General features: G+C 64.9%; 19 protein-coding genes and 1 tRNA gene. 4 read left to right on the top strand and 16 right to left on the bottom strand.

Features of this window, described 5'->3' with window-relative positions:
- The first annotated feature begins 2 nt into the window (after nt 1–2).
- Complete coding sequence (locus G7078_RS07020; RefSeq protein ID WP_166094424.1) at nt 3–3239, top strand: DUF3857 domain-containing protein; 3237 nt, start codon at nt 3–5, stop codon at nt 3237–3239.
- Here G7078_RS07020 and G7078_RS07025 read toward each other — a convergent pair whose 3' ends face one another.
- The 13 genes from G7078_RS07025 to gatC form a co-directional block, all read right to left on the bottom strand.
- Nucleotides 3240–4253, bottom strand: a complete 1014-nt coding sequence (locus G7078_RS07025; protein WP_166094426.1) for an inorganic phosphate transporter — start codon at nt 4251–4253, stop codon at nt 3240–3242. It lies immediately after the preceding gene.
- Nucleotides 4254–4264: 11 nt separating this feature from the next.
- The gene (locus tag G7078_RS07030) at nt 4265–4909 is read right to left on the bottom strand and encodes a DUF47 domain-containing protein (RefSeq protein ID WP_246166288.1); all 645 of its coding nucleotides are present in this window, start codon (nt 4907–4909) and stop codon (nt 4265–4267) included.
- 76 nt (nt 4910–4985) lie between these two features.
- Nucleotides 4986–5642 carry an ATP-dependent Clp endopeptidase proteolytic subunit ClpP gene (clpP, locus tag G7078_RS07035; protein WP_166094428.1) on the bottom strand — a complete coding sequence of 219 codons (657 nt, stop codon included), beginning with the start codon at nt 5640–5642 and terminating at the stop codon, nt 4986–4988.
- A 70-nt stretch (nt 5643–5712) separates the two neighbouring features.
- Nucleotides 5713–6669 carry a glycosyltransferase family 2 protein gene (locus tag G7078_RS07040; protein WP_166094430.1) on the bottom strand — a complete coding sequence of 319 codons (957 nt, stop codon included), beginning with the start codon at nt 6667–6669 and terminating at the stop codon, nt 5713–5715.
- Between the two features lie 71 nt (nt 6670–6740).
- Nucleotides 6741–8372, bottom strand: a complete 1632-nt coding sequence (tig, locus tag G7078_RS07045) for a trigger factor (protein ID WP_166096237.1) — start codon at nt 8370–8372, stop codon at nt 6741–6743.
- 81 nt (nt 8373–8453) lie between these two features.
- Nucleotides 8454–8538 (bottom strand) — tRNA-Leu (locus tag G7078_RS07050).
- Nucleotides 8539–8809: 271 nt separating this feature from the next.
- Entirely contained in the window at nt 8810–9430 is a 621-nt protein-coding gene (locus G7078_RS07055) for a hypothetical protein (protein ID WP_166094432.1), read from the bottom strand.
- A 14-nt stretch (nt 9431–9444) separates the two neighbouring features.
- Complete coding sequence (locus G7078_RS07060; RefSeq protein WP_166094434.1) at nt 9445–10662, bottom strand: M48 family metallopeptidase; 1218 nt, start codon at nt 10660–10662, stop codon at nt 9445–9447.
- Entirely contained in the window at nt 10659–11438 is a 780-nt protein-coding gene (locus G7078_RS07065; RefSeq protein WP_166094436.1) for a hypothetical protein, read from the bottom strand. The genes G7078_RS07060 and G7078_RS07065 overlap by 4 nt, the downstream gene beginning before the upstream one ends.
- Before the next feature lie 110 nt (nt 11439–11548).
- Nucleotides 11549–13189, bottom strand: coding sequence for an alkaline phosphatase family protein (locus G7078_RS07070; protein WP_166094438.1), 1641 nt, complete (start codon nt 13187–13189; stop codon nt 11549–11551).
- Between the two features lie 87 nt (nt 13190–13276).
- Nucleotides 13277–14758, bottom strand: a complete 1482-nt coding sequence (gatB, locus tag G7078_RS07075; RefSeq protein ID WP_166094440.1) for an Asp-tRNA(Asn)/Glu-tRNA(Gln) amidotransferase subunit GatB — start codon at nt 14756–14758, stop codon at nt 13277–13279.
- Nucleotides 14758–16236 (bottom strand): Asp-tRNA(Asn)/Glu-tRNA(Gln) amidotransferase subunit GatA, encoded by a 1479-nt coding sequence (gatA, locus tag G7078_RS07080; RefSeq protein ID WP_166094442.1) that lies wholly within the window; start codon nt 16234–16236, stop codon nt 14758–14760. Before gatA ends, gatB begins: the two co-directional genes overlap by 1 nt.
- Nucleotides 16233–16520, bottom strand: coding sequence for an Asp-tRNA(Asn)/Glu-tRNA(Gln) amidotransferase subunit GatC (gene gatC / locus G7078_RS07085; protein WP_166094445.1), 288 nt, complete (start codon nt 16518–16520; stop codon nt 16233–16235). Before gatC ends, gatA begins: the two co-directional genes overlap by 4 nt.
- A 142-nt stretch (nt 16521–16662) precedes the next feature.
- Here gatC and G7078_RS07090 point away from each other — a divergent pair, with 142 nt between their 5' ends.
- From G7078_RS07090 to G7078_RS07100, 3 genes are read left to right on the top strand one after another with little or no spacing between them, the layout of a single operon-like run.
- Nucleotides 16663–17769, top strand: coding sequence for a DUF3089 domain-containing protein (locus tag G7078_RS07090; RefSeq protein ID WP_166094447.1), 1107 nt, complete (start codon nt 16663–16665; stop codon nt 17767–17769).
- Nucleotides 17766–18239 carry a Holliday junction resolvase RuvX gene (gene ruvX, locus G7078_RS07095; protein ID WP_166096239.1) on the top strand — a complete coding sequence of 158 codons (474 nt, stop codon included), beginning with the start codon at nt 17766–17768 and terminating at the stop codon, nt 18237–18239. The genes G7078_RS07090 and ruvX overlap by 4 nt, the downstream gene beginning before the upstream one ends.
- Before the next feature lie 10 nt (nt 18240–18249).
- Nucleotides 18250–19143: an aspartate carbamoyltransferase catalytic subunit gene (locus tag G7078_RS07100; protein WP_246166292.1), complete on the top strand. Its 894-nt coding sequence runs from the start codon at nt 18250–18252 to the stop codon at nt 19141–19143.
- Here G7078_RS07100 and G7078_RS07105 read toward each other — a convergent pair.
- Genes G7078_RS07105 through G7078_RS07115 form a run of 3 tightly spaced genes read right to left on the bottom strand, consistent with a single transcriptional unit; the run spans nt 19140 to nt 21877 of the window.
- Nucleotides 19140–20444 (bottom strand): tetratricopeptide repeat protein, encoded by a 1305-nt coding sequence (locus G7078_RS07105; protein ID WP_166094453.1) that lies wholly within the window; start codon nt 20442–20444, stop codon nt 19140–19142. The genes G7078_RS07100 and G7078_RS07105 overlap by 4 nt on opposite strands.
- Before the next feature lie 3 nt (nt 20445–20447).
- On the bottom strand, nt 20448–21143 hold the full coding sequence (locus G7078_RS07110; RefSeq protein ID WP_166094455.1) for a hypothetical protein: 696 nt from the start codon (nt 21141–21143) through the stop codon (nt 20448–20450).
- Between the two features lie 11 nt (nt 21144–21154).
- Nucleotides 21155–21877 (bottom strand): ParA family protein, encoded by a 723-nt coding sequence (locus G7078_RS07115; RefSeq protein WP_166094457.1) that lies wholly within the window; start codon nt 21875–21877, stop codon nt 21155–21157.
- Nucleotides 21878–21934: the final 57 nt, after the last annotated feature.

Genomic DNA, 21934 nt, shown 5'->3' on the forward strand with positions numbered 1-21934 from the left:
CGTTGCGTAAAATCCTGTTTTTGCTGGCTGGTGCGTCCTGCATCGGCAGCCAACCCGCATATGCGGCTGAGGTGCTGAAGTTCGGGCCTGCGGCCAACTGGGTCGTCCCGCACCCGGTTCCCCTGGCGTCCACGGTCGCGAAAGACGCGCCACTAGCTATCCTGCTGAGCGATCAGCAGGTCCGCTTCGATCCGGGCAAGGTCAGCGAGTATATCGAAATCGCGCTCAAGCTGCAGTCCGCAGAGGGCCTCAACGCCTCTAACATCGCGTTCCCGTGGCAGCCTTCGACCGACACGGTCACCGTCCACAAGGTCCAACTGATCCGCGGTGGCCGGACGATCGACGTGCTCGGCTCCGGACAGACATTCACGATCGCGCGCCGCGAAACGAACCTGGACGCGGCGACGCTCGATGGCACCCTGACAGCAATGCTCCAGCCCGAAGGTGTCCAAATCGGCGACATCCTGTCGGTCGCCTACACCACAGAACGCGTCGACCCAGTCATGAAAGGCCACGTCGAAGCCGATTTCGCGATGTGGAACAGCCTGCCCATCGAACGCGCGCGCAGCCGGTTGAGCTGGCCGACCACCATCAATCTCACCACCCGACAGTCGGTCGGTCTTCCACAAACGAAAGCCGTCGCTGCCACCGGCAACATGCGGCTGCTTGAGGTTGCCGGTCCAGCGGTCGAACCGCTGGTCCTGCCAAAGTCGGCGCCCCCCCGTTTCTCCATCGGCCGCCGTGGCGAAGCAACGGACTTCCGATCCTGGGCTGATGTGGCCGGACTCATCAGTCCCTTGTTCAAAAGTGCCGCCGTGATCCCGGCGACCGGCCCCCTTCGCAATGAAGTGGAAAGCATCCGCAAGCTCGGTCTTCCGCCGATTGCGATGGCCGAAAGGGCGCTGCAGCTTGTTCAGGGCAAGGTGCGATACGTCGCCCTGCTGATGGGCACCGGCGGCTACGTGCCCGCAAGTGCAGAAACGACGTGGTCGCGGCGCTACGGCGATTGCAAGGCGAAGACCGCCCTCCTCGTCGCCATCCTCCAAGACCTCGGGATTGCCGCGGAGCCGGTGCTGGTAAACTCCAGCTATGGCGACGCCCTTCCCGAACGGCTGCCGATGGTCGGCCTGTTCGACCATGTCATTGCCCGCGCCAGCATTGGTGGCCAGACCTACTGGCTGGACGGAACGCGCAATGGTGACACCAGCCTGGCGCAACTGACCGGCGCGAACTTCCGCTGGGGATTGCCGCTGGTGAATGGCCCCGCTCTCGTCCCGATTGCACCGCAGCAGCTGTCGTTGCCTAGCAATGAAAGCACGCTGGTGATCGATGCCAGCGCCGGGCTTCTCGCGCCGGCTCCAACGACTGCGGAGCTCGTCTATCGGGGTGAGAGTGCAAAGGGTTTAAAGGTGTTGCTCGCCAATCTGCCGGCGGCACAGAAGAAGGAGATGCTGCGCACAAGCTGGAAGGAGGATTTCGACTTCCTCGACCCGGGTGAGACTTCCGTGGCGTTCGACGAGGCCCGCGCCGAATTGCGTCTCTCCACCTCCGGTACGAGCAAGATCGAGTTCGATGATGGCCAATTCGAACTTCCCGGAACGAGCATCGGCTACGAAGCCGAGTTCGAAAGGGCGCCGGGCCCCTTCCGGGACGCTCCGATCTCTGTCGGTCACCCTTGGTGGTCCCGCAGCGTGTTTACGATCAAGCTGCCCCGCTCGCTCGTGGCCGCCGCCCCAAAAGGCGTGACTCCGCCGGTCGAAGAGACGCTGGCCGGGGTGCAGTACAAACGCACCCAGTCGTTCGACGGAAATACGATGACCGTCCAAACGACGAAACGCTCCGTCGCTTCCGAAATCCCGTACAAGGACGCGCGGGCAGCGGAGACTCGGTTGAAAGCCCTGTACGACCAGGCCCTCTACCTCCAGCGGCCTCGGACCTCGACGCTGACCGAAGACGATTGGTCCACAATCGAAAAATCGAAGCCGATCACCAGCGACCAATATCATCTTCGGGCCGGCACGCTCGCTGATGCTGGAAAGATTGATGAGGCCTTCGCGGACCTGAAGGAAGCGATCCGGCTGGATCCGCGCAATATCAATGCGTTGGCTACCCGATCGCTTTTATACAGTGAAATTGGCCGCTCGGCGGATGCCGAAAAGGATATCGCGGCCATCGAGGCGATCGGGGCCCCACGCGCTGGAATGCTTGCCTTCAAGGCATCTCAGGCCAGCAACGCGGGCAAGTTCAACGACGTAGTGGCTTACACAACGGAGTTGCTGAAGACCGCTCCCAATCACCCGGTCGCGCTGACTCGGCGCGCCAATGCTTATTATGCGATGCAGAAATACGACAAAGCTCTGGCAGACACCGCGCTCGCGCTCGAAAACTATGGTGATGCCAGCGACCTGCACCTGCTTCGGGCGAACATCCTCATGCAGAAAGGCGACCTCACGGCCGCCGCGCGCGAAGCCGAAGCGCTGGCGAAGATCGAGGACGATGGTGTCGGCCTCATCGCCGCCGGCAAAGTCTATGCAAAGATCAAGAACAAGCCAAAGTCGATGGAGATGTTCGATCGCGCGCTGCGCCTGAAGCCGTCGGCGATGGTGTACCTCAACCGCGCGCAGGCGCGGTCGATTGACGACGTGGCGGCGAAAAAGGCCGACATCGCCAAGGCGGCCGAGCTTGAACCGGACAATGCGGCCCTGATGGAATCGGCGGCCTCGACGTTGCAGCGGCTTGGCGACAATGCCGGCGCGCTGGCGCTGGTCGACCGTGCCATCGCCGCCGGGGCCGACAATCCACACATCCGGATCGAACGCGCCGTCGCCCTCTACAAAGTTGGCCGGGTGGCAGAAGCCAATGAAATCTTCGCCGCCCAAAAGCGGATGAGCCAAACGGTCAGCCAACTGAATTCGCTCTGCTGGACGAAAGCGGCTGCGGGAATTCTGCTGGAGAGCGCGGTCGAGGACTGCAAGGCCGGGTTGAAACTCATGCCGGACCGCAAGGCTCTCCACGACAGCCTGGGACTGGCATTGTTCCGGCTTGGCAGGTTCGACCAGGCGATCGACAGCTACGATGAGGCATTGGCCAGGTCGAAAGGCGCTACCTCGCTGATGGGACGTGCGCTCGCCCGGAAGGCCAAGGGCGATGAGGCTGGCGCTCGCGAAGATCTTGCGGCGGCCAGGAAGCTCGACGTCGACATCGAAGACGACTTCGCCGGCTACGGCCTCAAACTGTAACTAGAAGAGCTTCGTCAGCATGTAGAATAGCGCGCCGACCGCGGCCGAGGCCGGGATGGTGATGAGCCAGGCCAAGGCAACGCTCTTGGCGACGCCCCAGCGCACAGAGGACGCCCGTCTCGCCGCACCCGCGCCGATTACGCAGCCGGTGATGGTGTGCGTCGTCGACACCGGGATTCCGAGCCACGAGGCGCCGATCAGCATGACCGATCCGCCGGCGGAAGCGCTGAAGCCCTGATGCTGCGACAACTTGGTGATCCGGGTGCCCATCGTCTCGATAATCCGCCAGCCGCCCGACAAGGTGCCGAGGCCGATGGCGACATAGCAAGCGAGCGCGACCCAGTGCGGGACTTCGAACTCGCCGCTGAGGTATCCGGTCGAATAGAGGAGGACGGTGATGATCCCCATCGTCTTCTGAGCATCGTTGAGGCCGTGACCGAGCGAATAGGTCGCAGCCGACAGGAGGTGGAGCGCGCGAAACGTGCGCTCGGCACCGCGCGCGGAGGCCCGTACGCCAAGCCAGCTCGTCACCAGCATGATCAGCATCGCAAGCATCATGCCGAGCGTCGGCGACAGCACGATGGCGATCAGGGTCTTGTTGAGGCCCGGCCACTGGATCGCGCTGAAGCTGGCGTGAGCGACCCCCGCCCCGACCAGCCCGCCGACCAGGGCATGGCTCGATGAAGACGGAATACCCTTGAGCCAGGTCACGATGTTCCAGAACATCGCCCCGCACAGCGCGCCGAATACGACGGCCGGGGTCACCAGGTCCTTGTCGATCAGCCCCTTGCCGATCGTTTCCGCCACCTTGTGAAGCTCTGGCACCGCCAGCGACAGGAAGTAAGCCGCGAAGTTGAAGAAGGCGGCGAAACCGACTGCTGCGACCGGACTGAGCAACCGGGTGGCAACCACGGTGGCGATGGAATTGGCAGCGTCGTGCAGCCCGTTGAGGAAGTCGAAGGCCAACGCGATCGCGATCAGGCCGATCAGCAGCGGAAGGGCAAGCTCATGCATGCTCTTGTCGCCTAGGAGTGGTCGATCACGATGCCGTCGATCTCATTGGCGACGTCCTCGAAGGCGTCGGTGACCCTTTCCAGATTCTTGAAGACTTCGCGCGCCACGGCGAACTGCAAGGGTCCCGATTGCGAATATTCCTGGAATGCGCGCTTCAGCCCGGCGGCGTGAATTTCATCGGCCTGCCCCTCCAGCTCGACCAGGCGGGCGGTGAGCTCGTGCAGGTCCTTCCCGTTCTTGCCGACGTTTCGAAGCAGCGGAATCGCCTTGTTCGTGACCATCGCTGCCTCGACAATGAGGACGACGATCTCCTTCATTTCCGGACGCAATTGGCGAAGATCGTACAGATCGATCGCCCGCGCCGCCGTCAGCATTTCGTCGATGGCGTCGTCCATGGCCCCGATCAGGTCGGTGATCGCGCCCCGGTCAAACGGAGTCAGGAAGGTCAGCCGGACGGTATGAAGCACCTCGCGGATAATATCGTCCGCCTCATGCTCGCGGTCCTGGATGACCTTGAGCGAGCGTTCGGTCGAACCGCCATCTTCGGAAAGCGCTTGCAAAGCTTCGGCAGCCGCGACGAGCGTGGCGGCGTGAGCCTCGAACATGCCGAAGAAATCACCCTTCTTCGGAAGCAGCCGCTGGAACCAATTAAACACCCGACCCCCTGTCGATCAGAATGTGACAGTCCCATGACAGCGTTTGCGCGAAGCGCAAGCGCGATCCAGCGACAGTTTAGGCCGGCGTGACGTCGCCGGCGCCGGTGCCGTCGTCTTCGCCCTGCTCCGGACGGCGCTCGAAAACGACGTCGATCAGGCCAAATTCCTTGGCCTCGTCGGCCTCCAAGAACTTGTCGCGATCCATCGCCTTCTCGATCTCCTCGATCTTCTGGCCGGTATATTTGGCGTAAAGCGAATTGAGCCGGCTGCGCATCCGCAGGATCTCGCGCGCCTGGATCTCGATGTCCGCCGCCATGCCTTGCGCGCCGCCCGACGGCTGGTGCACCATGATTCGGCTGTTCGTCAGCGCAACGCGCATCCCCGGCTCGCCAGCCGCCAGCAGGAAGCTGCCCATCGACGCGGCCTGGCCGATGCAGACGGTGCTGATCTTCGGCCGGATATATTGCATCGTGTCGTGGATCGCGAGGCCAGCCGTCACCACGCCGCCCGGCGAGTTGATGTACATGAAGATGTCCTTCTTCGGGTTCTCGGACTCGAGGAAGAGCAGCTGGGCGGTGATCAACGAGGCCATGTGGTCCTCGATCGGGCCGGTGATGAAGACGATGCGCTCTCTCAGCAGGCGAGAATAAATGTCGAAGCTGCGCTCGCCGCGGTTCGACTGTTCGATGACGATTGGGACGAGCTGCGAAACGATGTCCTGGTGATCAAGCACGTGTGATGGATCCTGCTGTGGTTGCGCGCCCTACATCGGGCGGATCGGTGGAAGGTTCAAGCTGCCAGGATCAGGCCGCCGGGTCGGATGGACCCTGCAGCGACAAATAGGCGAGCCGGCGCATCTCCCTCCGCCCACGCGTGACGGTGTCGAGGATGAGCCCCGCGAAAAAGCACAGCACGGCAATAATGATCATGCCGGTGACAAGGATCGCGGTCGGGAATCGGGGGACCAGGCCGGTGTGGAGATACGTCACGACGAGCGGGACCGCCAAGGCGACCGCGATGCCGATAAATAGGGCCCCGATCAGGCCGAAAAACAGCACCGGGCGCTCGATCCGGTACAGCGTTCCGATGGTTTTCAGGATCCGCCAGCCGTCGCGGAACGTCGACAGCTTCGATGCCGACCCTTCCGGCCGCGCGAGATAGCGCGTCTCAAGCTCCCCGACCGGCATCCGAAGTTCAAGCGCGTGCACGCTCATCTCGGTCTCGATCTCGAAGCCCGACGAAAGCACTGGGAAGCTTTTGACGAAACGTCTGGAAAACACCCTGTAACCTGAGAAAATATCGGTAAAACTTCTGCCGAAGAGTCCCGACAATATACCGGTGAATAGCCGGTTTCCGACCACGTGCCCGCCGCGATAGGCCGCCGCGGCTTCGTGCTTGCGCGTGCCGACAACCATGTCGAGCTGGTCGGCCAGCATCAGCTCGATCATCCCCGGCGCTGCTTCTGGATCGTAGGTCAGGTCGCCATCGGCCATGACGTAGATGTCGGCGTCGATGTCGGCGAACATTCGACGCACGACATGACCCTTGCCCTGCTGGCGCTCGGTCCGAACGACCGCCCCCGCCTCGCGCGCGATGGCGCAAGTCCGGTCACGGCTGTTGTTGTCGTAGACATAGACCTTGGCGCCGGACAGCGCGGCGCGGAAACCGGCGACGGTCGCGCCAATCGCCGCTTCCTCGTTATAGCAAGGCAAGAGCACGGCGATCCGCGGTTGCTGCTGAGCCAAGCCTGTCCCCCTCATCGTCGCCCTCGCCGCTTCGCGGGCAAAGCCAGGCTTTTATAGCCGGCTTCCCCCACGTGCGGGAACGACGATTATTTTTTCGCCGGTTTTTTCGCCGCAGCCTTCTTCGGCTTGTCGGCTTCAACCTTCGCTGCCTGCGCCTTGTTGGCCGGCTCGCTCTTCAGCGGCTTGGCAGGCTTCGGCGCGTCGGTGGCATCACCGGTGAGCTTGGCCTTGGCCGGCGCAGCCTTGGCGGGAGCAGGCTTCGCCTTCTTGCCCGCGGCTTCCTTCGCGGCCGGCGCCTCGGCGGCCTGCTTCTTGCCCTTGCCCTTGCCCTTAGGCTTGGCGGCAGCCTCGCCATGGTCATGGCCGCAGCCAGGCCCATGCACGTGGCCCTCTTCGCTCTCAAGGTCGGCTTCCAGCTCGGCCCGCGTCGCGGTGCGATCGCTCACTTCCGCCTTCGAGAACAAGAAATCGACGACCTTGTCTTCATATAGCGGCGCGCGCAGCTGGGCGGCCGCGGCCGGCTCCTGCTGGACATATTCGATGAACCGCTCGCGGTCCTTGTCCTGGTATTGCGACGCGGCCTGCCCGATCAGGCGGTTCATTTCCGCCTGCGTGATCTCGACATTGTTGGCGGCACCGATCTCGGACAGGACCAGGCCCAGGCGGACCCGGCGCTCGGCAATCTTGCGATATTCGCCGGCATCCTTTTCGATTTCGGCAAGCGCCGCTTCGGAATCCTCTTCATGACCCGCTTCATGGCGAAGCTGCTGCATGATGCCCTGGAATTCGGCCTCGACCATCGAAGGCGGGACGTCAAAGTCCGAACGCTCGGCAAGCTGGTCAAGCAAGCGGCGCTTCATGTGCGTGCGAGTCAGGCCGTTCAGTTCCTGCGCCTGCTGGTCGCGGATCAATCCACGCAACTGGTCTAGGTCCTTGAGGCCGAGCTGCTTGGCGAACTCGTCGTCCGCTTTGCCTTCCCCGGCGATCTTCACGCCCTTCACCGTCACCGCGAAGGTCGCATCCTTGCCTTTGAGATTCTCCGCCGGATAATCTTTCGGGAAGGTGACGTTGACGTCGCGCTGCTCGCCCGCCTTCGCGCCGACCAGCTGCTCTTCGAAGCCCGGGATCAGCTGTCCCGAGCCGAGCTCGATGGTCATGTCTTCGCCTTTGCCGCCCTCGAACAGCTCGCCGCCCACACGGCCTTCGAAATCGACGACAACCGCGTCACCGTTTTCGGCCGCCTTGCCCTTCTTGGCGTCGCTCCAGCTCTTGTTCGAGGAAACCAGGCGCTGGATCTGCTCATCGACGATGGTCTCGTCGGGCTCGATCATCAGGCGCTCCAGCTTCAACCCGTCGATCGACGGAGTCGGGATTTCCGGCAACGCCTCGAGGCTGACGCTGACTTCGGCGTCCTTTCCGGGCGCGTAAGCTTCATTGAGCTCGACCTGCGGCTGCATCGCCGGGCGCAGCTTCTGCTCCTGCAGCAATTGCTGGACGCCGTCCTGGACGGCTCGGTTCAGGGCTTCGCTTTGCAGGCTGTCGCCATGCATCTTCTTGATCAGGTTCGGCGGCACCTTGCCGGGACGGAAGCCGGGCATGCGCACCTGCGGCGCGATCCGCTTCACTTCCTGCTCGACGCGCTGTTCGATGTCCTTGGCGGGGATGGTGAGCATGAAAGCCCGCTTCAGTCCCTCGTTTTGCGTCTCGACGGTCTTGATTGCCACTGTCTGTTGATCCCGTTGATGTTTGCTCGGCAATTCCGCTGCTCGCCAGTCCAACGGACCGGCTGCGCCGCGAAATGGTGCGCGCGAAGGGACTCGAACCCCCACGTCTTTCGACACTGGAACCTAAATCCAGCGCGTCTACCAATTCCGCCACGCGCGCGCGGAGCTTCTCGATTAGGTGCGCGGCCTATAGCAAGGCTGGCTGGCGGAGCAAGGACGCCCGCGCCGGACTGCAACTTCCTCACGCGGAACCGCGTTTCCTAGTCAGAGGAGAGCAATCATCACCCAGGAACAGCCAAGCCCCGGCCAACCGGCCGAGCCGTCGGAAACTCCGCCTGAAACGCCACCGGTCCAGCCCGATATCGACGTGCCGGCACCGACCCAGCCGGACACCAGCCCCAGCCCGACCCCAATCTCGCCGACCGCCTAGCCTAGCGCCTCAGGCGCGCCGACGCGGCCATCGCTTCGAAGTCGCGAAGCGTGTCGGCATAGTAATGGGAGCGCGCGGCATCGAGCATGATCAGGTAAAGCCGGCCGTTCACGACTGCGCCTACGGCACGGCCGCGCCGCCACAGTTCGTCGCTGTCGAGATGTTCGAAGTCGAGTTGGAAACCATTGACGCCGAGGAACTGGCGCGGCGCCAGCGCCAGCGTCTTGAAGTCGACCGCGCCGCCACGGACCCGGTACGCGCTTTCCAGCATCGAGACGATTTCCGGCGCGGTCATGTTCGAGCGGAACATCGGCACTTGCTGGCTATCGCTGCTGCGCTGTCGAACCAGCGTCCGGCGATCGGGAAGGCCGGCGATGAACATCATGTCGTCGAGCAGCGGACCATTGAGGGTCCAGTCCTCGACATATGGGACGTCATCGAAGAACAGCCGCCGCTGCTTGTTCCAGGCGCGCGGCGGAATGACGGTCATCGAACCGTTGCCGACGTTCACCGGCCGGACCGGGACCGCGGTGTAGAGCCCGAAGCCTCCCCCTTCGCCGCCGACGGAGGAGCAGGCCGACAGGGTGAGCGCGGTCGCCGCGACAAGAACGAACTTTTTCATGCAGATTTGCTCCACTAGCCGACCATCGCGCGGATGTAGGGTGCGTCCGGCGCGGTCGGGTTCATCGTCAGGTAGCGGGACAAGACGACGCGCCCTTCCGCCGTGCGACCCTGCTTCATCAGCGACAGGCCATGCCAACGCCAGGCATCGGCGGGCGCATCGGGATAGGCCACCGCCACGGCATAGCTTTGCGCCGCGCGAATATCGTCGCCCGGCCGATTGCGAAGCCGCCACACTTCGCCTTCGTAAAAGCGGAGCAGGCCGTTCCAGCCGTCCTGGGCAAGCGTGTTGATCACATACTGGCTGGCGCCCGGATCGTTGAGCTTGACCTGGTCGTCCAGGATCATCTGCCGGATCGGCGCGATCGCCTGCAGGTATTGGGCCCGGCGACTGTCGTAGGACCGTCCCGGCACCATCAGCTCCGCCGCCGTGATGCGCAGGTCGCGCATCCGGGTTTCAGGCAGCGGGTGGGTCTGGAACAGGGACAAGTCGCGCTCGCGCGGCTTGCGGCGATATTTGGCGCTCAGGTCTAGCTCGCCAATCAGCTGCTGCCAGGTATTGGCCATTTCGACCGGCGGATAACCCGCATCGGCCATCAGCCTCGCACCCATCGCGTCCGCTTCCGCTTCCAGTTCGCGGCTGTAGCGAAGCAGCGACAGGATGGCGCCGAATTGCGCCAGCTGGGCGATGTCGCCGGTGTACACCCCGGCCCCGGCGCCGCCGATGCCAAGCGCCAACGACCCGATCGCGAACAGGTCGCTCTTGCGCTTCATGTCGCGCCACTGGCGGATCATGTGGCGGCGCAGGAAGTGCGCGGATTCGTGGGCGATGACGCCGGTCAGATGGGCCTCGTTCCGCATCCGCAGGATCAGGCCAGAAAACACGACCGCAAAGCCGGTCGGGAACATCATCGCGTTGAATTCGGGCACGCGCACGACATAGATGCGCATGTCGCGAGCGGCCGGGCCTCCGACCTTGCCGATCAGGTCGCGGACATAACCGTCGACACCCGACCCCTTGATCACCAGGTTCGACCCGGCGATCTCTTCCTCGACCCGTTCGACCTGCTGCCAAAGCCCCTTCTCATCCGCGTCGGTCGGCCGGTAACCGGGGCCGATCAACGGCACCATGTCCTGCGGTCGGATCCGGGCGTTGGCGACACCGGTTGCAAGGGAAGCGGTCAGCGCTCCGCCTGCGGCCAGAATGCCCCGGCGGGAAATCTCGCCGTTCATCGGGCCTGTCCCTGTTGCTGCTGACGGATCGCACGGCCCGGCTTCATCCGCCCGAGCAACCGCTCAACCATTTGAGCAGCCCCCTGCGGCGTGCGGATATCGCCAAACGTGACGCCGGGAAGCTGGCTTCCGGTCTTGACCACGTTGAACCACACGACCTCACCGGAACGAAGGTCGACGAGCGACGCGTAAGCAAGCTGGTTGCTGCCGCCGCTCGGCGCGCAAAAGCCGATGATGCAGCCCGCGATGCCGACGACTTGCAGCGCCGTCCTGCCGCCCGACGCGCGATTGTCCTCGGCATGCATGAACAGCATGTAGTCGTAGCCGGATTTCTGGCCGAGCTGCAGCGCCTGCTCGCCGAGCGTCCAGTCGAGACCTTTGCCCCGCTTGGTGGGCAGGGCGAGGCCGGAATATTTGTGCAGGACGATCGATTCGGCGACGACCTGGTTCAGCCGCTCAACGTCGGCCACAAGGTTGGCGTCGACGCCCGGCACCTGGGTGCGCCGCTCGGCGACGAGCAAGCGGCCGCCGCGCGCGCCTTGCTGGGCTCGAAGCGCGGCGGCGATGTTCGCCCGCGCCTGCTCGGTCCAGTCGGCCCGCGGCTGGGACATTCCCCCGGTCGTCAATTCGTTCACACTGACGTCGGGACGAAGCACCAACAGCCTGAAATCGCCTTGCGGCGGCGTGAACTGCAGGTCGGCATATTGCCGCGTCTCGACGCAGCCCGCCGTGGCAAGTGTCAGCGCCGCAGCTGACGCGATCGCGAATTTGCGCATTTCAAAGATCTCCCCACCGCGAACGCGCGAGCGCCGCCGCTGTGCCTTTCTCGCAATAGCGCTGAACGCTTGATTAAGAAAAGTCCATGTTAATCAATGAAATGAGCCGCTCAGCAGCGCGCCCAGGCAACTTCGACAAGGCACTCGCCGTCGAGCGTAGCCGGCTCGATGGGAAGGCCAATGGACGCCGCGAGCGTCGGCATGATGGCGGTGGTCGAGACGGCCCGGGTGGGTTGCTTTGGCGCCAGGCCCGACGTCCAGAAGACGATCGGCACTCTGCGATCATAATCCCATGGCGTGCCATGGCTGGCGATGTAGGTGCCGACACCGCTGGCTAAGCTGACATTCGGTTTCGTCACGACATAGAAATCGCCTGACCGTTCGGGATCGAACGAGGCGCGCACCCGCTGCAGCACGGACCAGCGGGACGGATCGCCGGACGGCATCGGTGTGCCTTGGATCTCGTCCCTTGAATAGACCGCGAACACCTGCGGATGCGCGCGATAGGCAGCAGTCGCCGCGGCAAGCACGCGGGCACGCTGGGCGCCGGACAGCTTGCTGCTGATAAATTGGTCGCCGGTCGGCCCAAGCGATTCTAGGACCTTGCCGCCAATGCCGGTACGGTTCGAAACCTGCCGCCCGATCGCATCGACGGTCAGCGCCGGGTCGATGGTCTGCGCGTCGGTGACGCCTCGGGCCCGCAGCCGCTCGGGAAAGTCCAACCCGCCGTGGTCGGCGGTCAGGACGACGTTGTAGGCGACACCCCAGCGATCGAGCTGACCGAAGAAGTCGCCGAGCGAACGGTCAAGCGCAAGCAGGTTGAGGCACATCTCCTGCCCACCGGAACCGAGGCTGTGCCCGACATAGTCGGTTGCCGACAGCCCGATCGAAAGCACGTCGGGTGCCGCGTCGCGGCCAAGCTTCATCTCGCTGACCAGGCCCGCCGCCAGGGCCAGCACTGCACCGTCCAGGCTGGGCGAAGCGCGAAAGGCGGTCTTGTCCCCGGGCACGCGGGCAAAGGTGCCGTTGCCGACTGTCCTCCCCCCAACTTGGAACGGTTGCGCTCGGCTCGCACAATACGGAGCCGTCTGCAGTCCCGGCTGGCCGGCGGCGATGCTCGCTTGGACCGCCGCGTTTACCGGCGCCACCACTTTGGGCACGGGTGCGCTCGCAAGGTCGGTGACAAAGCGGTCGCTGCTCCAATACCAGCGCTGGTCGGCTGAATGCCCGCTCATCATCACCGCCGCGCGGTCCTTGCCGGCGACGGCGACATTTTGACTGTCGGGCGAACGTTGCTTGAGCAGGTCGCCAAGGGTCGGCGCCTTCAAATGCGCCGGCGACACCGTGTAATTGCTGGAGCTCGACCGGGGGACCGTCTCGTCTTCAGCGCAATAAAGAGTCTTGTCAGGCCGGGTCGCCCTGGCGCTGAACCAGTCGTTGGCGACGATGCCGGTGCGTGCTGGCGATGCCCCGGTAAGGATCGTCGAATGGCCGGGACACGTTTCGGTGGCCGCATGCGCCTGGTAGCCGTTGCGGAACACCGTTCCCTCGCGCGCCAACTTGCCGAGCCCGCCGGTGAACTGACCCTGATACTGATCGAAGAGGTCGGCGGAAAACTGATCGACGGAGATGGCGATGAGCAGGCGGGGCGCCGACGATGCCGGAGCGGCAGCCGTGCCCGATTGCGGCTGAGCGTTGGAGGCTGTGCCCGCCAGGGCCGTTACCGCGAGGGCAAGAACGAACTTACGCATTGGACACCCCGTCATTGCGAGCGAGCGAAGCAATCCGGCTTCACAACGCCCTCGATTGCCGCGTCGCTGCGTCCTTCGCAATGACGCTTAGGAGTCCAGCTTCGCCCGCAGCTGCTCGTTGACCAGTTTCGGGTTAGCCTTGCCCGCCATCGCCTTCATCACCTGCCCGACGAAGAAGCCGAACAGCGCCTCCTTGCCCGCCTTGTACTGCGCCACCTTGTCGCCGTTGGCGGCGAGAACCTCATCGATCCTGGCGTCGATCTCGCCGGTGTCGCTGGTCTGCTTCAGGCCACGCTCCTCGACGATCTGCGAAGCGCCCTGCCCGGTCTCCAGCATGATCTCGAAGACCTGCTTGGCCAATGTCCCCGAAAGGGTGCCATCGGCCACCAGTGCAAGCAACTCGGCCGCCCGCCCCGGCGTGACCGGGCCAGCGTCGATCGTCTCGCCGCGCCGGTTGAGCGCTCCGAACAATTCGGCGACCACCCAGTTCGCAGCCTGTTTAGGTTCGGCACCGGCGGTCAGCAGCTGGTCGAACCAGGCGGCCGTCTCTACTTCCGCCGTCAGCACGCCTGCATTGTAGGGCGTGATGCCTTGCGCTTCGTACCGCCGCCGCTTGGCGTCCGGCAGCTCCGGCAGGCTGGCTCGGCATTCCTCGACGAACGCCTCGTCCAGCTCCAGCGGGAGCAGGTCGGGGTCGGGGAAGTAGCGGTAATCATGCGCATCTTCCTTCGACCGCAGAGTCCGCGTCTCCCCCTTGTCGGGGTCGAACAGCCGCGTTTCCTGGGCGACCGCGCCGCCATCTTCGATCAGTTCGACCTGGCGCCGCGCTTCATGCTCGATCACCTGCATGACGAAGCGGACGCTGTTGACGTTCTTGGTTTCGGTCCGGGTGCCTAGCTCGGCGCCCGGCTTACGCACGCTGACGTTGACGTCGGCGCGCATTGAACCTTCTTCCATATTGCCGTCGCACGACCCGACGTAGCGCAGGATTGCTCGCAGCTTCCGCAGATAAGCCCCTGCTTCAGCAGGCGAACGCATGTCCGGGCGCGACACGATTTCCATCAGCGCGACACCGGCGCGGTTGAGGTCGACGTAGCTCATCGTCGCGTGCTGGTCGTGCATCAACTTGCCCGCGTCCTGCTCGACGTGGATCCGCTCGATGCCGATGGTCTTGGCGCTGCTCTCGTCCTGCTCATCCAGCAGGACCTCGATTTCGCCCTCCCCGACCAAGGGATGGAACAGCTGGCTGATCTGATAGCCCTGCGGCAGGTCGGCGTAGAAATAATTTTTCCGATCGAACCGGCTCCACCGGTTGATCTTTGCATCGAGGGCCAGGCCGGTGCGCACCGCCTGGCGGATGCACTCGCGGTTCGGGACCGGCAGCATCCCGGGCATCGCGGCGTCGATCAGCGACACCTGCGTGTTCGGCTCCGCACCGAAGGCGGTCGCCGCGCCGGAGAACAGCTTGGACGCAGTAGCGGTGATCTGTGCGTGGACTTCAAGGCCGACCACGACCTCCCACTCGCCAGTCTCGCCCTTGATTCGGAAAGGCGCGCTTGCGTCAGCCATCACCACCACTTCTCCGCCTTGGCGGTGAATCCCGCTCGCTCCTCGATCGCCAGCCCGGCATCCAGCACGATCTGCTCGTCCATCTCGTTGCCGATGATGTGCAGCCCCAATGGCAGCCCCTGCGCGTCGAGCCCACCCGGAACGCTCATTGCCGGCAGTCCGGCGAGGCTGGCCGGCACCGCGAAGACGTCATTGAGGTACATTGCCAGCGGGTCGCTCATTTTCTCGCCGATACCGAACGCCGCGCTCGGCGCGGTCGGCGTCAGGATCAGGTCGCACTGTTCGAACGCGCGGGCGAAATCCTGCTTGATCAAGGCCCGCACCCGCTGCGCCTTCGTGAAGTAGGCATCGTAGAAGCCGGCCGACAGCACGTAGGTGCCGATCATGATCCGCCGCTTGACCTCGGCGCCAAAGCCCGCGGCTCGCGTTGCGGAATACATGTCGTCGAGGGTCTTTACGCCCTCGACCCGCATCCCGTAGCGAACCCCGTCGTAGCGGGCGAGGTTCGACGACGCCTCGGCCGGCGCGATGATATAATAGGTTGGAAGCGCATATTTGGTGTGCGGCAGGCTGATCTCGACCGGCTCGGCGCCCGCGTCGCGCAGCCACTCAATGCCACGATCCCACAGCGCATTGATGTCGTCGGGCACACCGTCAATCCGATATTCTCTGGGAATGCCGACACGTTTGCCTTTGAGATTGCTCGATAAGTTCGCTTCCCACTGCGGCACCGGCGCGTCCAGCGAGGTGGAATCCTTCGGGTCGAACCCGCTCATCGCTTCAAGCAGGATCGCGCAATCGCGCACCGACTTGGCCATCGGCCCCGCCTGGTCGAGCGAGCTTGCGAACGAGACGATGCCCCAGCGCGAGCAGCGGCCATAGGTCGGCTTGATCCCGCAGATGCCGGTGAAGGCTGCCGGCTGGCGGATTGACCCGCCGGTGTCCGTGCCGGTCACCCCCGGCGCAATGTCCGCGGCGACGGCCGCAGCCGATCCGCCCGACGATCCGCCCGGAGTGAGCGAAACGTTGCTGCCGTCGTTGCGCCGCCATGGGCTGATCACCGGCCCGTAGGCGCTGGTCTCGTTCGACGAGCCCATCGCGAACTCGTCCATGTTGAGCTTGCCCAGCATGCCCGCGCCCGCCTTGCGAAGGTTGGCGACGACCGTGCTTTCGTAAGGCGGCTTGAACCCCGACAGGATCTTGCTTCCGGCGGTCGAGTCGACGCCCTTGGTCGCGAACAAGTCCTTGATGCCCAATGGGATGCCGGCAAGTGACGCCAGTTCGCTAGAACCCCGGGCGGAATCCGCGACAGCCGCGGCCGCCAGCGCGTCGTCGGGCGTCTCGACGGTATAAGCGTTCAACTGCCGAGCGGCGGCGACGGCGGCGTTGTACGCCTCTGCAATCTCCCGGGCGGTGAATTCGCCGGAGCGGAAGCCATCGCGCAGCTGGGCAATCGTTTTCGACGTCAGCTCGCTCACTCGATCACCTTCGGGACTGCAAAGAACCCATGTTCGGCGCCCGGTGCGTTGGCCAGTACCGCGTCGCGGCAATTACCGTCGGTCACCGAGTCTTCGCGCAGGCGCAACTTGCTTTCGATGACCGTCGCCAGCGGCTCGACCCCATCGGTGTCGACTTCGCCGAGCTGCTCGACCCAGCCAAGGATATTGTTGAGTTCGGGCACCAGCCGGCCAAGCTCGTCATCGCTCATGGCGATGCGGGCAAGCTTGGCAATATGGCGGATCTGTTCGGAGGTAACGGACATAGGAACCTTGTCTGGACGCATCGACCGGCGATGCTTGGGGGGGCGGATAGCGGCGGCCTGTGGCAGCGGCAAGCTCCGCGGCCAGACCGGACCCGCCGTCGCGCTTGCCCCTGCCCCGCGCCTCGCCTAACCGCCGCCGCCAATGTGCGCCCGCCGTTTCCTGATCGTCGTCACGATCCTCACGCTGATGGCGGTGGGCGCGGCCTTCGCCGTCTTCCAATGGGGTGGCACCGCCTTGTTGAGCCAGGCCACACCACAGGGACATTACCAGGCGCCGCCGCCGAGCAGCGGGCCCGACTATGCGTCGCTCGACAGCTGGGTGGCGCGGCCGGGCATTGCGGAAGACCCTTCCGGATGGCGACCGCCCACCGCACCGCCGTCGACGGCGTCCGGGCCAGCCCACGTATTCTACATCCATCCCACCACATATTTGCTCAGCGATCGCTGGAACGCGCCGCTGAAACCCGGCGGCGATACCGAGTTTCGGACGCGCCTGTTCGTGCAAAGCCAGGCGAGCGCGCTCGCGGACGCCGGAGACGTGTGGGCGCCGCGTTATCGCCAGGCCGCTTACGGCGCGTTCCTGCTGAAAAGCGCGGACGCAGCGCAGGCGCTGGATCTTGCCTATTCCGACGTTTCGGCCGCTTTCAGGACATTTCTCGCGGCTGTTCCTGCTGACGATCCGATCGTGCTCGCCGGACACAGTCAGGGCTCCCTACACCTGATGCGTTTGCTCGCGGACTATCGCCAGCAGCTCGACGGCCGGATTGCAGCAGCCTACGTCGTCGGCTGGCCGGTCAGCCACACCGCCGACCTGCCCGCGATCGGACTGCCGCCGTGCGCGACGCCAGGGCAGTCCCGATGCCTGCTGACATGGCTGACATTTGGCGATCCGGCCAACCCCTCGATCCTGCTCGACGCCTGGGAAAAGGGTTCCGCGCGGTCCGGCCAGCCGTATCGCCGCGAAGACATCATCTGCGTGAACCCGATCACTGGAACCGACAAGGGTGCGGCCGTGCCCGGCGACAATCCAGGGACGCTCGTCCCGTCGGGCAACCTCATGACCGCCGAGCTTCAGCCGGGGCGCGTCGGCGCGTCGTGCGAGGAGGGATTGCTCAAGCTCAACGGCGACGTGCCGACGATGGGCCCGTTCGTGCTTCCGGGCAACAATTACCACGTTTACGACTACGCCTTGTTCTGGGGCGCAATCCGCCGCGATGTCGGGCGCAGGGTCGCGGCATGGGCGCGCTGATTACCTCCACCCCTTCCGAATTCATCGAGGCGCTCGCGGCGCCGGGCAAGCTCGCCGGGCTCGACGTCGGTACCAGGACGGTCGGCCTCGCCACCTGCGATGCCGGCTGGCATTTCGCTGGCCCCGCCGAGACCATCGGCCGGACCAAGTTCACCGCCGACCTTGAACGCCTGCGCGCCTTCACCGTTCGCGAACGGATTGTCGGGCTGGTCGTCGGCCTGCCGCTCAACATGGACGGCAGCGACAGCCCGCGTACGCAGTCGGTGCGCGCATTTGCCCGCAACCTTGCGCCGCTCGACCTGCCAGTGCTGCTGTGGGACGAGCGCTGGTCGACGCAGGCCGTCGAGCGCGCGATGATCGACGCCGACGTCAGCCGGGCCAAGCGCGCCGAGCGCGTCGATGCCCTCGCCGCCGCCCATATCCTCCAAGGTGCAATCGACGCGCTGGTCAACTTGCCGGCGCCGGAATAGGCAGCTGGTCGTGGACATTTTTTCGATCGACAGCCTGACCGACGGTCACATCGCCGCGATTCTCGACCGCGCCGACTTGCACCTCGCTGCCAATCGTGAAAGCCGCCGCTCGACGACGCTGCGCGACAAGATCGTCTTCAACCTGTTCTACGAAAACTCGACGCGCACCTTGATGTCCTTCGCGACGGCGGCACACCGGCTTGGCGCAAGCGTCGTTACCCTTCCCGTCGGGCAATCCTCAGTGAAGAAAGGCGAAACGCTGGCGGACACGGCGCGGACGCTCGGCGCCATGCGCCCCGACGCGATCGTGATCCGGCATCCCGAAACCGGGGCGCCGTCGAGGGTGGCCGAACTGGTGGATGCCCCCGTCCTGAACGCTGGCGATGGCACCAACGAACATCCGACGCAGGCTCTCCTCGACGCCGCGACTTTGCGCGCACACTTCGGCCGGGTCGACGGCCTGACCGTCGCCATCTGCGGCGACATTCGTCACAGCCGGGTCGCGCATTCCAACGCCCTGCTCCTGCCCCGCCTCGGCGCCAATGTCCGGCTTGCCGGCCCGCTGGAGTTGATGCCCGACGAGTTGAGCGCGCGGCCAACGGTCGACGACGCCATTGCGGGCGCGGATGTAGTGATGATGCTGCGGGTCCAGCGCGAACGCCTGGACCGGGATCTTGGCGACGGACCTGGCGAATATCTCTCGCGCTACGGCCTTACCGCCGAGCGGTTGCGCCGGGCTGCGCCGAACGCGGTGGTGATGCACCCGGGCCCGATGAACCGTGGCATCGAAATCGAGGATTCGGTTGCCGACGATCAGCAGCGGTCGCTGATCACGCGCCAGGTCGAATATGGTGTCGCGGTCCGGATGGCCTGCCTTGAGCTGGCCGCCGGGGCCATCGATTAGCGCGAAGCGAAGCGCACCGGCGAATCGCCGGCTACTCGGCGCACGAAGCAGCTTTGGCCACTGCTTTTGAGCGTACCGCACAGCTTCTGCGCTTCTTCGGCAGAGGCGAAGCCCTTCACCGACAGGCGATAGACGGTGCCGGCACCGGCATCGAACCGGGCGCTCATCGGGCGATAGCGGTTAACCGCCGAGTGGCGCTTGGCGATGGCGTTCCATGCCGAGGCAACCCGTTGCGGGGATCCGTACGCGCCAAGCTGGACGACCGCATCGGCCTTGCCGTTGGCCAATCCCCCGGCGGCCGCCTTCCGTACCCGCTTGGTGATCGCGACGTAGCTGGCGGTCTTGGGCTGTTCGTCGAAGCGGACCGGCACGGCTTCGGCCGGGGCCGAAGCGGCGGCGAACAAGGCGGCGGTAACCGGCTGTTCGGGCATCGGCAGCGGCTTGGCTTCCGGAACCGGCGGCAGTGCCGGCGCAACCGAAACGGGTTCGAACGACGCGACCTGCTGCACCGGCTGCGGTGCGGGCATCTGGACAGCAGCGACCTGAACGTTGGCGGCTTCGGGCTGGGTCAGTGCAAGCCGGCTCGGCTGGCCCGGGTCTGCAACCGGGGTGACGCCGGTCAGTGCGGCGACCTGGTCCGATGCATGAACCGGCTTGGCGATCTGCATCCATTGTTGCAGGCGCTGGTTGAGATCGGCGGCGGCGACATCCTGGGCCGCAACCGTGCGTGCTTCCGTCCAATCGCCGCTCAATGCGTAGGCGAGTGCCAAATTCTGGCGGATGCGTGAGTCGGCGCCAGGCTGGCGAGCAGCCTGGTTGAGGACGGCGATCGCATCGGCGGGAACGCCGGCAAGCGCCATCGCCAGTCCGTAATCGGCAACGTCGAGCTGGCCCTGGGCCGATTGCAGCCGACCGATTGCCTGGCTATTCTTGCCCTGGGCGATTTGCGCGAGGGCGAGTTTGAGCACCAGCTTCGGCTGGGTGGGATCAAGCGCAATCGCATCGCGGAACGCCGCTTCCGCCGAAGCGAACCGACCGGCCCCGAAATAGCTGTTGGCAAGCACCGCGCGGAACAGCGCATCGTTCGGCTTGCTCTCGACGGCGCGCTCAGCAAGGCTGACGGCCTCCACATAATTGCCCGAGTCCAGCGCCGCCAGAGCCCGGCTACCAATGCCGATGTTGGACCGATCGACCTTGGAAGCCGTCGCCGTGGACTTGTGACCGCCGATTGCGCAGCCTGGCAGCGTTGCCGAGATGGCCAGCGCCGAAATCGCGGTACCGAGGCGGAGCGATCGATTCATGGTCTAGCCTTTCCGTTTGGCTTTCTCTGCCAGCGCTTCAAGCTCCGGCATCGAGTCCAGCAGATGGTCGAGGGCCTGCGTGACGAATTGCTGCGCCGAGCGGCCGTCAATGGCGCAAGCAAGGCGAAGCTTGAGGTGACGGTCCGCGTCGAGGCGAAGCGTGAATGCCGCGCGATCCTTGCTGCCCGGAGCCGGTCGCGGCTGCCGTGAGCGGCGCGGCGCGGGCGACGGGACCACCGTTTCGGCAACCGTTTTCATCCGCGTCCCAGCAAGGGCTACCACCGGTGCTGGCGCAACGTCGTCGACCTGTGGATCACCCACATCGGCGGCGTCGAGTTCGGGCACGTAAAGTTCGGCCGTCTCGTCCTCTTCTTCGCCGGCATCGTCCGGCTCGTAGGTCGACAGCCGTCCGGCAATCTCCGCCTGCTGGCTGTGCACGGGGGAATCGACCGGAGTGAGGCCCGCAAGCGGGTTGCGCGACGGTGCCTGGACCACTTCGCCGAACGCGTCATGATCAGCGTCCGCCAGCGAGGTCGGAGCGGGCTTGGGCGGTTCGAAGCCCATGTCGTTCCAGCCGAGATCCTCAAGGCCGTTGCCGACCTGGCCGAACCCTTGCGGGCGCATCGCTGGCTTGGCCGCACCCTTGCGGGCCAGAAGCCCGGAAGAAAGCGAAGCGAAAGGCTTGGGTTCGCTGTTCACGCCGGCCCCCGTCACTGACCGACGACTCGGCGGCCGAAGCCACCGACGGGACGCGGACTGGCCTGGCTGATGCCGGGCGCGACGTTCGGGGCCGCGAAGACGGTGCGGCGGAAATTCTTTTCGAGGCGGTCGGAGATGTAATCCCAAAGCTCGACCACTTCCTTGGCGGAACGGCCGTTGGGATCGATTTCCATCACCGTTCGGCCGTCGATCATCGAAGCTGCGAAGTCGGTGCGGTGGTGAACGGTGACCGGAGCGACGGTGCCATGCTGCGACAGCGCGACCGCAGCCTCATAAGTGATCTTGGCTTTCGGCGTCGCTGCATTGACGACGAAGATGAGCGGCTTGCCGGCGCGATCGCAAAGATCGACGGTGGCGCCGACGGCGCGAAGGTCGTGCGGGCTCGGCCGGGTCGGAATGACGATCAGCTCGGCGACGGCGATGACGCTCTGGATTGCCATGGTGATCGCCGGCGGCGTGTCGATGACCGCCAGTCGGAAACCTTGCTGGCGCAAGACTTCAAGATCGGAAGCAAGCCGCGCGACGGTCGTCTGGGCGAAGGCCGGCATCTCGGCTTCGCGTTCATTCCACCAATCGGCAAGGCTTCCCTGCGGGTCGATGTCGATAAGGCAGACCGGGCCTGCCCCCGCCAGCTGCGCCTGCACCGCGAGATGGCCGGAGAGCGTGGTCTTGCCCGATCCGCCTTTCTGCGATGCCATAGCCAGTACGCGCATGCTCTTCCCCTAACCCCGTTACGATCGATCGATGGGTGAAGTGGCACTCAAGGCTCT

Source organism: Sphingomonas sinipercae (assembly GCF_011302055.1).
Lineage (GTDB): Bacteria > Pseudomonadota > Alphaproteobacteria > Sphingomonadales > Sphingomonadaceae > Sphingomicrobium > Sphingomicrobium sinipercae.

Coding starts and splice junctions, on each gene's coding strand:
- G7078_RS07105 (WP_166094453.1), bottom strand. CDS start 20,444: ATGAATCGATCGCTCCGCCTCGGTACCGCGATTTCGGCGCTGGCCATC.
- G7078_RS07025 (WP_166094426.1), bottom strand. CDS start 4,253: ATGCATGAGCTTGCCCTTCCGCTGCTGATCGGCCTGATCGCGATCGCG.
- G7078_RS07060 (WP_166094434.1), bottom strand. CDS start 10,662: ATGAACGGCGAGATTTCCCGCCGGGGCATTCTGGCCGCAGGCGGAGCG.
- G7078_RS07115 (WP_166094457.1), bottom strand. CDS start 21,877: ATGCGCGTACTGGCTATGGCATCGCAGAAAGGCGGATCGGGCAAGACC.
- G7078_RS07055 (WP_166094432.1), bottom strand. CDS start 9,430: ATGAAAAAGTTCGTTCTTGTCGCGGCGACCGCGCTCACCCTGTCGGCC.
- G7078_RS07040 (WP_166094430.1), bottom strand. CDS start 6,669: ATGAGGGGGACAGGCTTGGCTCAGCAGCAACCGCGGATCGCCGTGCTC.
- G7078_RS07065 (WP_166094436.1), bottom strand. CDS start 11,438: ATGCGCAAATTCGCGATCGCGTCAGCTGCGGCGCTGACACTTGCCACG.
- G7078_RS07090 (WP_166094447.1), top strand. CDS start 16,663: ATGTGCGCCCGCCGTTTCCTGATCGTCGTCACGATCCTCACGCTGATG.
- gatC (WP_166094445.1), bottom strand. CDS start 16,520: ATGTCCGTTACCTCCGAACAGATCCGCCATATTGCCAAGCTTGCCCGC.
- G7078_RS07070 (WP_166094438.1), bottom strand. CDS start 13,189: ATGCGTAAGTTCGTTCTTGCCCTCGCGGTAACGGCCCTGGCGGGCACA.
- gatB (WP_166094440.1), bottom strand. CDS start 14,758: ATGGCTGACGCAAGCGCGCCTTTCCGAATCAAGGGCGAGACTGGCGAG.